14 protein-coding genes and 1 pseudogene are annotated in these 13419 nt (G+C 40.6%); 4 read left to right on the top strand and 11 right to left on the bottom strand.

Annotation, left to right across the window (positions count from 1 at the left end; translation table 11 throughout):
* Positions 1-3: 3 nt before the first annotated feature.
* The gene (locus HPY28_RS23325; RefSeq protein WP_174231508.1) at positions 4-591 is read right to left on the bottom strand and encodes a sensor domain-containing protein; all 588 of its coding nucleotides are present in this window, start codon (positions 589-591) and stop codon (positions 4-6) included.
* A gap of 235 nt (positions 592-826) precedes the next feature.
* On the opposite strand from HPY28_RS23325, the gene HPY28_RS23330 reads away from it, so the two are divergent.
* From HPY28_RS23330 to HPY28_RS23345, 4 genes are all read left to right on the top strand, one after another.
* Positions 827-1447, top strand: coding sequence for a hypothetical protein (locus HPY28_RS23330; RefSeq protein ID WP_371813536.1), 621 nt, complete (start codon positions 827-829; stop codon positions 1445-1447).
* Between the two features lie 208 nt (positions 1448-1655).
* Entirely contained in the window at positions 1656-3644 is a 1989-nt protein-coding gene (locus tag HPY28_RS23335) for a serine hydrolase domain-containing protein (protein WP_174231509.1), read from the top strand.
* A gap of 74 nt (positions 3645-3718) precedes the next feature.
* A complete protein-coding gene (locus tag HPY28_RS23340; RefSeq protein WP_173623156.1) occupies positions 3719-3871 on the top strand; it encodes a hypothetical protein in 153 nt (50 codons plus the stop codon).
* A gap of 216 nt (positions 3872-4087) precedes the next feature.
* Positions 4088-6091: a serine hydrolase domain-containing protein gene (locus HPY28_RS23345; RefSeq protein ID WP_174231510.1), complete on the top strand. Its 2004-nt coding sequence runs from the start codon at positions 4088-4090 to the stop codon at positions 6089-6091.
* A gap of 593 nt (positions 6092-6684) precedes the next feature.
* On the opposite strand, the gene HPY28_RS23350 is transcribed toward HPY28_RS23345, so the two are convergent.
* The 10 genes and pseudogenes from HPY28_RS23350 to HPY28_RS23400 form a co-directional block, all read right to left on the bottom strand.
* The gene (locus HPY28_RS23350; RefSeq protein WP_174231511.1) at positions 6685-7308 is read right to left on the bottom strand and encodes a pentapeptide repeat-containing protein; all 624 of its coding nucleotides are present in this window, start codon (positions 7306-7308) and stop codon (positions 6685-6687) included.
* 52 nt (positions 7309-7360) lie between these two features.
* A complete protein-coding gene (locus tag HPY28_RS23355) occupies positions 7361-7978 on the bottom strand; it encodes a hypothetical protein (protein ID WP_174231512.1) in 618 nt (205 codons plus the stop codon).
* 651 nt (positions 7979-8629) lie between these two features.
* Positions 8630-9319 (bottom strand): Imm3 family immunity protein, encoded by a 690-nt coding sequence (locus HPY28_RS23360; protein ID WP_174231513.1) that lies wholly within the window; start codon positions 9317-9319, stop codon positions 8630-8632.
* A gap of 23 nt (positions 9320-9342) precedes the next feature.
* Positions 9343-9660, bottom strand: coding sequence for a deaminase domain-containing protein (locus HPY28_RS30555; protein WP_371813538.1), 318 nt, complete (start codon positions 9658-9660; stop codon positions 9343-9345).
* A 161-nt stretch (positions 9661-9821) separates the two neighbouring features.
* Positions 9822-10516: pseudogene (locus tag HPY28_RS30560) on the bottom strand (transposase); the annotation flags it as partial.
* A 35-nt stretch (positions 10517-10551) separates the two neighbouring features.
* Complete coding sequence (locus HPY28_RS23380) at positions 10552-11061, bottom strand: HGGxSTG domain-containing protein (RefSeq protein ID WP_174231515.1); 510 nt, start codon at positions 11059-11061, stop codon at positions 10552-10554.
* 429 nt (positions 11062-11490) lie between these two features.
* Entirely contained in the window at positions 11491-11652 is a 162-nt protein-coding gene (locus HPY28_RS23385; RefSeq protein ID WP_174231516.1) for a hypothetical protein, read from the bottom strand.
* Positions 11653-11656: 4 nt separating this feature from the next.
* Complete coding sequence (locus HPY28_RS30775; RefSeq protein WP_256437643.1) at positions 11657-11779, bottom strand: hypothetical protein; 123 nt, start codon at positions 11777-11779, stop codon at positions 11657-11659.
* A gap of 654 nt (positions 11780-12433) precedes the next feature.
* Positions 12434-12838, bottom strand: a complete 405-nt coding sequence (locus HPY28_RS23395) for a hypothetical protein (protein WP_106778599.1) — start codon at positions 12836-12838, stop codon at positions 12434-12436.
* Positions 12839-12852: 14 nt separating this feature from the next.
* On the bottom strand, positions 12853-13419 hold a 567-nt coding region (locus HPY28_RS23400; protein ID WP_305820385.1), incomplete at its 5' end, for a deaminase domain-containing protein.

The raw sequence follows: 13419 nt of genomic DNA on the forward strand, positions 1-13419 counted from the left end.
CCATCATCTCCTAATTGCTTTGAACATCAAGCGAGTATACCCTCCAATTAATTTTACCAGTCCGTTCCCAATCTTGGAGCACCCGATCATGAGTATGAATCCTAAACTCATGATTTGCAATGCCTTCAGCTCTGAATCCACTACGCTCCCTAAAAAATTTATCTCTATGAAATGATAGAGCAACGGTACGATCGCAAAACATACGGGTGCAATGTAGATAAGTACTCCGACCACCAGGCAGATACAGCCTATGACAAATTTCTTCATCAGCCAATAAATGGATATCCAGTTTCTCTCATCCGTTAATTCCGCTTTTGCCTGCTTCCATTGATTTCCCACTGCTCTTTGTCTCATTGCCAACGGTTCTATGGAAATATCGGTATAAATCTTCGTCTGAATACGTTCATACTGGACAAAGGTTTGAGTTGTACGCAACACATTGGTGAGCAAAGGAATTCCCACTACGGTAAATGACAAGGCCAAGCCAAGCATGATACTGACCAAGTAAAAACATAAATAAAATACTCCCGAGACGAATGTAAACAGCAAAAAGATACCATTTTGAACGTTACGCATAATCGCCCTTTTCATCTAAGCTAATTCTCTCCTATCTATACCTTTTCCGACACGATGATGACGGTCTGCCCTTACCGTAATCCACTGCGCGTCACATGAGCCAGTACCAAAATGTCATATGACAGGCTAAGTCATGTCATTTCATCAAAAACATTTTGTAAATCGGAAAAGTGATGACAGGAAGTAACTACCGAGTATGACACGAGCTTTGCCATACTGTGCTCGAGCGCTCACTCTAGGAGTCGCTGCGGTGTTACCAACACAAAAAGGAGAATCGCTAGAGGAATATCTCGGTGGGCTAAAGCTTTCTAATAAGACAGGAAAACCGGTCACCATGTACGACTTGCTTACCTACACAAGTGGCATCGATTTGCCTGATGGCATTGCCATTACCGATGCAAAATACATTGATCAGGAAATCTCGATGGATGAATACCTTCTAAAAACAGGAAGCAAATTTGATCCTACAGGGACCATGACACAAGGCGAATTTACTGACGCCCTGATCAAAGCACAAGGCCAGTACGTATTTGCCGGAAGTGAAGACGGGATTAGACAACAATTAGCCACGGGCATCCCTAATTTGAACCCATCGGCACCAATCACAAGACAAGTCGCTGCTGTCATGATCCAAAATTTGAAGCAGCTTGAACCAATGGCAAACACCAAAACGAAGCTGCAAGATGCCGATGCATGGGCAAAAGATGCGATCACTGCACTTGTTTCACAAGGCATCGTTGATCCTGATACGAAGGTTGGCGCAGATGGCTCTTTCAAATTCCGTGCAAAAGATTTACTGAAGCGTCAAGAAGCAAGTGCCTTGCTTGATTTAGCGTTTGGCTACTATTCGCTGCCGATTAAACGAAACTAACTCCTCTCTGAGCCAGTGCCAAAACGTCATTTGGCATGTCAAGTCATGTCGTTTCATCACAGAGACAACAACTATTTAGTATATCGGAAAAATGATGACAAGAAGTAACTACCGAGTATGACACGAGCTTTGCCATACTGTGCTCAAGCGCTCACTCTTAGAGTCGGTGCGTCAAACCGTGTTGCCAACACAAAAAGGAGAATCGCACATGAAAAAAGTGATACAAAAAATGAGTCTCGTCGTTTTTCTTCTCTCCACAACCTTGATTTCCGCATGCACGCAGTCGCTCGGTGCTGTGGAATCCACTCAGGCTGCTTCCATTGCTGCCCAAGGACCGGTGGATGCCAAAGAAATAGAAGCGTTTGCCGATCCACTGTTTGCAAAAAAAATGAAAGAACATAATGTGACTGGTTCCAGCTTTGTTGTCGTCCGTGATGGCAAAGTCATCGTGAACAAAGGCTACGGCTTTGCTGACAAGGAAAAGAAAATCCCTGTTGATAAAGACACGGTGTTCCAAATTGGCTCTGTAACGAAAACCTTTACCGCTTTGGCTGCCATGCAGCAAGTCGATGCGGGTAAAATTGACCTGCATGCAAATATAGAGGAATATCTCGGTGGGCTAAAAATTCCTAATCAGACAGGAAAACCAGTCACCATGTACGACTTGCTCACCTACACACCCGGCTTCGAATTGCCAGACGAAACTACCTTTACCGGTCCACAATACATCGGGCAGGACATCTCTATGGATGAATTCCTTCCAAAGCACATGCCGACCATCATCCGACCACCTGGCGAAGTCTATACGTATGATAATACAGGATTCTTACTCGCTGGCTACGCCGTGGAAAAAGCAAGTGGAGTCCCCTTTGCCCAGTATATGGATGAAAAAGTGTTCAAGCCTCTCGGAATGGCCTCGACCAGTGTACGTTTGAAGCCTGAGCTCATGAAGAGAATGGCTGCCAATTACGATCTTAATGGCGAGCAACGTCCGCTAGAAGGACACGCTCCAACTGATGGTCCACAGGGAAGCATTATATCAACAGCAGAAGACATGGCAAAGTACATGATCATGCAGCTGCAAAACGGAAAATTTGACGGTAAGGAAATCGTCAGCCAGAAAAGCTTGGATTTGATGCATACGCACCAGGTTTTCGCGGATGACATCCCGATCACAACCGTAGGCTTTGAAAACTATTTTCCAGAGTATACAAATGGTCAGCACGTTGTTTTGAAGGGCGGAAACATGCCAGGCCATTCTTCCCTGATGGTATTGATCCCGGAACATAAAACCGGCTTTTTCATGTCCTACAACAATGATTCAATGGTTAGCGCTGATATTTACAAAGAATTCATGGATCATTATTTCCCAGAAACAGAAAAAAAAGCTGAGCCTGTTTACATGACCTTGAGTGAAGCGGATGCGCAAAAATATTTCGGGCTGTATCGAAATACGCGTGCCTATTGGACACGCACTTCTATTACCTATGAGAATGGATCACTCGTGCTTGAGGGTGAGGCAATCGGAAAACAAAAGCTGCGAATGATTCGCCCATTGCTATTTGTAGATGAGGCAGGAGAAAAAGTCGCGTTCAAGGAAGACAAAAACGGTAACATCAAATACTTCTATTATACAGCGATGAACGGCATGAGCCTTGTTGCCCATTCACAAAAAATGGAAATGGAAAAGACCTACTCAGACGTCCCTAACACTAGCAGCTATAAGACCCATATCAACAACCTCAGCGCCCTTTCCATTATGGGAGCGAAATCAGGAAGTAAATTTGATCCTACAGGGACCATGACACAAGGCGAATTTGCTGACGCCCTGATCAAAGCAGAGGGCCATTACGTCTTGGCCGGGAGTGAAGACGTGCTTAGACAGCAATTGGCCGCAGGCATCCCTAATTTGAACCCATCGGCACCAATCACAAGACAAGTCGCTGCTGCCATGATCCAAAATTTAAAGCAGCTTGAACCAGTGGCAACCAGCAAAGTGACGCTGCAAGACACGGCCGACGCATGGGCAAAAGATGCGATTACTGCTCTTGTTTCACAAGGCATCGTCGATCCTGACACGAAGGTAAACGCAGATGGCTCTTTCACATTCCGCGGAAAAGATTTACTGAAGCGTCAAGAAGCCAGTGCCTTGCTTGACTTAGCATTTGGTTACTATTCATTGCCGATTAAACGATAAGCACCCTTTTCCTCTTTTTGGGATAAAGTAGGGACTTGTTGTATACCCTACTCCTTTGAGGGAGGTGACTGGTCGTGGAAAATAGCGATAAACACAGGGGACAAGCTGAGCAAAGAGTTTCGAGTGACTTAAATGAGAAGGAAATCGAGCTTCAGCATCAATATCAAATGTTCCCTACCCCAGATGAAAAACGTGCTTCAAAAGTAATTACCGAGTTGAAAGATTAATAGCTACTCTCCCCCACTTTAAGGCTGTCGAGCAACTCGGCAGCTTTTTTCATTTGCTCCGTAATCCGCTGAGCATGACATGAGCGAGTGCCAAAATGTCATATGACACAAAGTAACTACCGAATATGACGCGAGCTTTGCCATACTGTACTTAAGCGCTCACTCTCGGAGTCGGTGCGCCAAAACGTATTAGCAAAACCCAAAGGAGAATCCCACATGAAAAAGGTTTTTCAAAAAATGAGTCTCACGATTTTTCTTCTCTCCACGACCTTGATTGCCGCATGCACGCAGCCGCTCGGTGCAATGGAAATAAATCAGACTGCTTCCATTGCTGCCAACAACATAAAAGGACCTCTGGATGCCAAAGAAGTAGAAGCGTTTGCCGATCAACTGTTTGCAGAGAAAATGAAAAAATTTAATGTGAATGGTTCCAACTTTGTTGTCGTCCGTGATGGCAAGGTTCTCGTGAACAAAGGATATGGCTTCGCTGACAAGGAAAAGAATATCCCTGTTGATAAAGACACGGTGTTCCAAATTGGCTCTGTAACGAAAACCTTTACCGCCATGGCCGTCTTGCAGCAAGTCGATGCGGGCAAAATAGACCTGCATCATAATGTAGAGGCATATCTCGGCGGGCTAAAGATTCCCAATAAGACGGGAAAACCGCTCACTCTGTACGACATGCTTACTTACTCAAGCGGCTTCGATTCTCCTGACATCACTACCTTTCTCGGTCCACAATACATCGAGCAGGACATCTCGCTGGCTGAATTCGTTTCAAAGAATAATATGCCGTCCGTCATCCGACCACCTGGCGAGGTCTATTCGTATGATAATACAGGATTCTTACTCGCTGGCTACGCCGTGGAAAAAGCAAGTGGAATCCCCTTTGACGAATATATGGATGAAAAAGTGTTCAAGCCTCTCGGAATGTCCTCGAGTAGCGTACGCTTGAAGCCTGAGCTCTTGAAGAGAATGGCTGCTCATTACCGACCTAATGGCGAGCCACATCCGGCAGAAGGATTCATTCCAAGTAGTGCTCCGCAGGGAAGCATTCTATCAACTGGAGAAGACATGGCCAATTACTTGATCATGCAGTTGCAAAACGGAAAATTTGATGGCAAGGAAATCGTCAGCAAGAAAAGCATCAACTTGATGCATTCTTACCAGATTTTCGCGGAAAAGGACATGCCGGTCACGACAGTAGGCTTTGAAAACCTTTATAGAGAGCTGGCAAATGGTCAGCACGTTGTTTTCAAGGGTGGAAACATTCCTGGACATGCTTCCCTGATCGTATTGATCCCTGAACAAAAAACCGCCTTTTATATGTCCTACAACAATGATTCGGACATGAGAGCCGATATTTTCAAAGAATTCATGGATCATTATTTCCCGGAAAAAGAAAAAGCAGAGCCTGTGTATTTGCCCTTGAGTGAAAAGGATGCCCAAAAATATATCGGACTGTACGAAAATACGCGTGGCTTTTGGACCCGCACTTCTATTGCCTACGAGAATGGCTCACTCATGCTGGAAGATGCTACAAGTGGAAAACAAAAGCTACGCATGATTCATCCGCTGCTGTTTGTAGATGAGGAAGGCAATAAAATCGCGTTCAAGGAAGAGAAAAACGGTAACATTACATACTTCTATTATTCCACGCCAAATAACGTCACACATGCCGTTGCCCATTCACAAAAAATGGATAGGAAAGAGACTTACTCAGACGTATCTAATAGCAGTAGCTATAAGACCTATATCAACAATCTCAGCGCACTTTCCATTATGGGAGCAAAAACAGGAAGTAAATTTGATCCTACAGGGACCATGACACAAGGCGAATTTATTGACGCTCTGATCAAAGCACATGGCTGGTACGGATTTCCCGGGGATGAAGCCATCAATAGAAAGCAATTGGCCGCAAGCATCCCTGATTTGAACCTTTCGGCACCTATCTCAAGACAAACCGCTGCTGTCATGATCCAAACTTTGAAGCAGCTAGAACCGATGGCTACCAGCAAAGTGAAGCTGCAAGACAAAGCCGATGCATGGGCAACAGATGCGATCACTATTCTTGCTTCACAAGGCATCGTCGATCCGGATACGAAGATAAGCGCAGATGGCTCTTTCACATTCCGCGCAAAAGATTTGTTGAAGCGTCAAGAAGCAAGTGCCTTGATTGATTTAGCGTTTGGTTACTATTCTTTGCCGATTAAGCGGTAAGCAGCTGTTTCCTCTTTTTGGGATACGGTAGGTACCCTTCTCAATTGAGGGAGGTGACTGGTCGTGGAAAATAGCGATAAACACAAGTGACACGCTAAGCAAAAAGATTCAAGTGAATGGAAACGAGAAGGAAAAAACATGTTTCAAAAATGATTACCGAGCTGAAAAATTAATAACTGCGATTAAAAGAAGAATTAGGAAATTCCCTCCCCTATTTTAAGGCTGTCGAGAAACTCGGCAGCCTTTGTTCGTCCAGAAAAAAGAATCGGCCTATTGGAATTCTTACCAGTATCTTCATCTCTCCGTAACTCTCGTGGTTGCTGACAGTCTCCTCTCACTTCATCCATGATTGCCTCACACTCTCTTTGTGTCTGTGCAATTCATCCTACCTTTTCCTATACCTGCTCGCCATTTTTTTCCTCCATTAATTTTGGACATGCTTAAAAGACTCACTCCTCCTCGTCATTCGATTTGGAATAAGCCTTTGAAATTTTATCAAATGTTTTAGTGTTTAGTTTGTGAGTTGTATTGTACGATCTTGTTGTTGGGAAAGTAAATGGGTTTACATAAAATTTTTGCCAGTGTCCCAATTGCTATTCATCTTTGAAAATAGCTCCCATTTGTTCTAAACTTATATTTTCAGACCAATTAGTTTTATGATTGTAAAAAGCCCCATTAAAATTCACATTGTTTATCTCTACGTTTGATAGGTCTACTTCAGATAAATCAGCACCAGTAAAGTTTACATCTTGAAGGATGGAATTCCTAAAAGATGCTCTCGATAAATCACAATTAATGAATTTTACATTTTTAAGGTTAGAATACATAAACCCTACTTTCATCATACTAGAATTAGAAAAATTTACTCCCTCTACTACTGATTCATAAAACGTAGCTTTTATAACCTTAGAGTTTGATGCATCACACTGCTTAAATATCGAGTAATCCAAATTCGACTTTGTCAAAATTACGCCATTCATACTGACCTCAAAAAGATTAATTGATGCCAGATTAGAATAATAAAAATCAGTATTAGTTAATAAACATTTCTGTAATGTTGAGCCTACCAGTACCACATCTATTAAGTTCCTACCAACTAAATTCAATTCAATTAAAGTAGCATCCTCTAAATGCAGTTGTGTGCCTCTAGATTTTGATTCAATGATCCATAATTGGTGATCATCAATCATTCTATTTAGTTCTTGTTGCGTTAACATCCACTATCCCCCCTCTTTCCATGTAATTGACAGACTCTGGGCCGACAGTCTACTATCCCTGAAAATGCCCAGTCATCCTATTTTCATCTTCTAAAACAAAAATCCTATAAGTTTTATCTTTGACGATTAGTTTATTACCAACAGTAATGTTAATATCATCAAACTTTGCCTCTATGTTGGTTTTCAATTCATTCAGATCTGGTATTTCGTTGACAAATAAATAAAGGTCATTGATTTTTAAACACTCAATGTCAATATCCATTTCTATTTTAGATATATCTTGATCTTTACGTTCAACGTTTTCGACTCTACAAATAATTTTGTCTCCATTATCCATACCTGCTTTACCTTTACCAAACCGTCTTTCAAACTCTTCTTTCTCTTTTCGAGCAGTTTCTAATCCAAAACGAGATATTAAAAGTCCTTGTACTATTTCATATTTCATACTAAAAAGTGAAGAAAGCTCGTAGTAGTTTGGCAGCCCCTCTTTGAAAATATGAACCAATTCACATATAAGGTCAGTAAAGTTACTCTCCTTTATTATTCTCCCTAATTGACCTCTCTCGTCGTTCTCAAACCAGTCAAATCCATTATCTGTGTCTACAATCACTCCAACGAAGTAGGGTTTAACATATAGGAACTTTCTTTCCTCACTATTATTTGTATACATTAAAACTACCTCCCATCAATTCAGCAGATTCTTTCATCCATGCCATATTTAGCGCCGCTTAATCTCTTTGTCTTAATAATTCTACGTACTCTGGTTTCATGAGTACATTTTGTTTTGCTTTATTCAGAATCATTTATGTATCCATAGTATCCCAATTCCATCCGTTTGGTCCGCGTTTTATACTAAGTGTTGTTCCATTCGGTAATGCAGCTCTTATTTCTGCCATATCAAAACCTCTTGCTGTCTCCGAATCCTCAAAATACACCATTATTAGGATGGTTAATTCGAGCTCGGGTATGAGGTACAAAATCATCTGCATATAAAAACAGGTCAATCATGTGGTATCTGACCATAATCGACCTGTTTAATGTATCGGAATAGCACTTTTTAGGGTATAAAGACAAAGCATTGATGTGCGTACAAATAAAATGAAAAAAGTCTTTATTCGAATACAACTTGAGTTAAGTCTACTTAGATTCATCTGCCCTACTCATTCGGCACTGGGTGGGGCTTTTGAACAGCCGCCGCTTGTATGATTGGATTGTTTGGATAATAAAGGCAGATAAAAAACCACAACACGGCGTTTAGCTCGCATTGTGGCGTTGTTGTTTGTATCATTCTAAAAACGCATCGTTGAAAAAACAAATTGATCTATAAATTTTGAAGTTTAGATAAGACTTCCCTAATTCGCATAGAAAGATCCAACTTTTCATTTTCCGACAATTGTTCCCCCACATCATTCATATCGAATTGCTCTAATTCATTTTTTATTTTCAAAAACTCCCCTTTAGCATTAATTCTATATCTGATAAGTAGTTCTGCAAGTGTTGTTCTAACAACTATTTTTTCACTTAATGTACTCCTACATTCACGCTCGAATCGTTCCATTATTTCCTCAACAAGCTCAATTGCATCTTTCTTCTCATTGAATAAAATCCCAAAGTAATTTTTAACTTCCTTATCTATTTCAAAGTAGTAATATCTTGTATTCGGACTATAATCTACAGGTATACTTTCAATTCCATCAAGCACCATATCTCTTCGTTCTAATATGTCCTGATAATCATCTGGAGCTATTTCAAGTTGTAACTTATTTAAATCTAGAGAATTTAATGCATCAATTATCTTTTGTTTCGATTTAACAAAAATTTTCGAATGTGTTAAATGAATTCTCCCTTCCGCAATAAACAATACTGCTTTTTCCATTTCACCTCTTTTATCCATACCGAAGTATGCCTCACATGTGCAAGCAAGAGCTTCAGGACCACTCATTCTCTCACTTTTAAAATAAAAATAGTTTTCATAAAAAGCTCCAAATAAAGCCTCATAATTTCGTTTCACTTTATGTCCTCCCAATAATTTCCTTATGGTTCAACTATCTTATCACCATTATGGATTACCGCAATATCAATATTGGGATAATCTTTGTGAAACTTTTCTATAATTCTACCACAACTTCCACATATATCTAATTCGGTAAATAATTTAATTTTTCCACGAGCTTTTGATGGATCTGGCAATTTATCAAGTCTAGATGCCAAATCATTTAGAATTTTATACTCAGTATCATTGTCTCTTAATCTTACATTACCACTCCTATCTGGTGCTTCAGTAGCCTCGTACTTTGGTTTTGTTGGTTTTAATGAATAATCAGCATAGGTCTTTTCCTTACTTCTTAACACTTTAACTTTATCAATAATAAAACCTTCTGTTTCTAAATCAATTACTCTTGTTGGGAATACTTTTCCATGACTTACATTTGGAACTTCACCCGTCCCCTATGTTGTAAAGCTATACTATTGAAAAGGAATGGTGGCTGCTAGAATACTAGCAAAACCACCTGTCAACTTGCTTGTTTTTCTGCTTTTTCAGGGAGACTGAATGCTGTTTTGTTCTTCATCATGCCGTAGATGATGTTGACTAACCTTCGCATCACACATACCAAGGCTTGTGTTGGCGTTTTACCTTCTTCTTTCTTGCGGTTGAAGTATTCGTAAAACAGTGGATTGCGTGACTTTTTGCTTCCTTTTGAAACTTGTACTTGCTGTACGGCTAGGTTGTAAAACAAGCCATGCAATATCCGATTTCCCAGTTTGCTCTTTTTGTTCGTTCCCTTGCCACCGGAACTGAAGTTGACAGGGGCTATTCCTGCAAGACGTACCAGCTTTCTGCACTAGGGAAGCGGTTAATGTCTCCAATTTCGGCAACAAGTGCTGATGCAGTTACCAAATCTATGCCTGGCATCGTTTCCAGTTGGTAGTCAAGACGTTTTATCATACCTTGCAGTTCGCCTTCTACATACTCGATTTCCTTCTTGTTGAACTGTATATCCCTCACATAACTTTTGATTAGAAAGTCTCGTTGTTCCTGATAGGTTCTTGTTGTATCGCCATCTGCATACACGAGTGCCAGTATTTCTTCTGCCTTCCTTGTCGAACACGCATTATTACTTGATTTCCGTAAAAACGCCGCCAAAGGTTCTACTAAAACACCTTCTAGTAGATGCGGAGCAGGGTACTTCTCCCAAAACGAAAAGGAGCGAAACAAAGCGTGTGCTCTGTTTGCTCCTGTCTTCAGCTTTGAAATTTGCTTCTAGCTTGTTGCAGTATCTCGACCAACTGGTCTAAGGCTCCGTCACTCTTCTGCTTCTGCATGTCGATGAGTTTACCGTTCTCCCGAATGAGTGCGGCAATATTCATCTGCACTTTGGTGATAGCATCTTCAATAGCTCTGATTTCGGCAGGATTGGGCTTGTCCTTTTGTTCCTCCTGATGAATGCGCCATAACATGCGTCTGATACGTAATGCTGAAAGTCTGTATTCATTGTCCACCTGTACATTCGGATCGGTTGAAACCTGATGGTACAACTCTCGTTCTTCCTCGGTTAGCGTATCCATCCAAATTGTTTCGTACAATCCGTGCTTCAAGGCGTTTTTATTACCCTTTAGGCTCTCTCTATGTTTCGCCTGGTTCTTCGGCCCCGTTGATTTCCCACAATGAAACCTGCATCGCCCATTCGCCAAAGCTGCTTTTTTACAAGGTTCTCCGTTTTTCGTCTTCGCTCCGCATTGGCTTTTTTCCATCCTTTCACCGCCTAACCTCATATCATGGGGTATCGTTTCCCCGACCGGGGGAGGGCACCCTGCCGCCAAGCTGTTTATCTATCCGCTTTCACTACATTGCTCACCATTCTTGATCATCTTCTTCAAGGAATGACTCCTCTCATGCTATCCTTCTACTTTCTTCCCTCTGTTTCTTATGCAACTGAAATGCCTCAAGCTGTTCTGTTTTATCAATAAACGTAAAGCAATCAAAGTACATCCGTGTTAGTTCTGCTTTCGTTTCGATCTCGTGAAGTACCAGTTCCCATAAGAACGTGTTTCGTCATTGTGCTATTTCCTCCTGTGACTGTTATATTTGGATGCTCTCGTGGTTTCTTGTCTGCTACGGTAAAAAGTCCTTGGTTGTACGTTTGAATGGGTGCGCTACCTACGAGCGTTTAGCTGCATGTGTTATTCATTTGTCTGCATTTCCTTGCGTTCCCAATACCTGCGCTCGTACTCTTTCACTTTCAAACAGTTCTCCGGCTTCCGCCATTTGCGCCGATACTCACGTTCGTATAGTCTTCTATATTCTCGACGTGCTTCTAATGCTTCGGGGCTTAGTTGCGCCATTCGTCTAATCCTCCATTACCAATTCAATCATATCCTCATCATCCACAATCTCTATAAATCCATCCTCGTGAGCAGACTCAATAATCTCTACTAATGGTTCAAATCTTTTTATCAACTTCCTACTCAATTCTGTTCCCCTCCAAATCAGTCAGCTTTGCTCGATGAAACTCCAATAGCTGTTCCGTTTCCTGTATTTGTTCCTTTGCTCGTTGTACCATTAGTACAACTTCTCGTTCTGTCTCTTCCAGTTCCATTTGTTGACGAGCTAATACGCTTTTGTTTTGCTATATCGTTCCCTTCAATGCAGTTGCTTCCCACTGTAAATCTTCCAAGTGGCGAATGGCTTCCAGTCTTGAGTGTCCATCCTTTTCACTAGCCAACTGGTCAAAGTATTCAGCCTGTTCCAGTAGCTTGCTTATCTCTATTGCTACTTGCGGATCGGTACTGCCAGATCGTCTTAGTTCATCGGCTTACTCTCTTAACCGCCTAGCCTTCTGGCAGTAGTCTCTTACTTCCCCTACGATTGCCTCATACTCTGATTCCGCCTGTGCAATTAAACCTACCTTATCCTGTACTTGTTTTGTCATGCCATCCAGCTCCTTCGTTTATTTTCTGCACGTAAAAAAAGCTAATTCCTACTCATGGTTTAAGTGGGAAAGAGCTTTGAAAGTGTATCAAGTGTTTGAATTGTTTAATGTTTGGTTCGTTGGTTGTATTGTACGATCTTGTTGTTAGGGGTGTAAATAGGTGTACACAATTTTTTACAACCCCTTGTGAAGGCTTACAAGTCTTCTCGTTTCAGACTCAAAATATATTCAAGTCTACCTTTCCAAGTATTATTAGTCTCAATTATTTTATAATCATCCGTTTCAATACGTTCTTTGTACAAGCTAATATCATGAAGAAGTTGATTCACATCATTAATTTTAGTAGAATCTTCAAATTCTAAATTTCCCAAAAAAGTATCTAGCTTTAATAATATAAAATCAGCAATTTCATTCATTTTTAAACTTTCTAAGGCTAGACATATAAAGAAAGCTGTTTTACTGAAATTGTCCTCGTTTAATATCCACCAGTCCTCTTCTAGAATTCTTGCAGACGCCTGTGCAGTGTTATACTTGTTGTTAATAACATATTCTTCAAACCCAAGATTCACAGAATCTTTTATTTCTTCATAGCTACTCATATAAAATCCCCCCTTTATCTCATGCTATTAGTATAGACGCTTAATTTTATATTAGGAAATTTTCGTCTAAACTCAAATATCAAATTCGTACAACTCTGGCATACGTCAAAATGTGAAAACAAATCAATTTCACCTTTTATAGTTGGGTCTTTAATCTGTGAAGCAATATCCTCTAAAATTTTTGCTTCAGTATCTTGATACCTTGGAAAAACATCTTCTACATATGATTCAAATATTTTATCGTTTCTTAGATGTGTAAAATTATCCAGGTCTGAAAATAAATCATCCAAAGTATTAATTTGACTATGAGAAATATAGTCTTTCTTTATACCAGAAATTTCAACTTTTGCAGAGGCTATATTTCCTGTTTCTAATCTTCTTAGTTTTTGATCTAACATTCTTCGCTGTTTACTTGAAAGATTTTTAAATGCCTCTGATTTTCTTATTTCATCCGCTTTTTGCTTTATTTGATCCCTTGTATTTTTAGTTCTATTATAAAGATCATTCATTATTTTTTGTCTATTAGGTTTTCCCGTCGCCTCAGTATCCCTCTGCTCTTGTTCTCTTCTTTCCCTTTCTTC

Origin of the sequence: Brevibacillus sp. HB1.2 (assembly GCF_013332495.1) — a bacterium.
Lineage (GTDB): Bacteria > Bacillota > Bacilli > Brevibacillales > Brevibacillaceae > Brevibacillus > Brevibacillus porteri.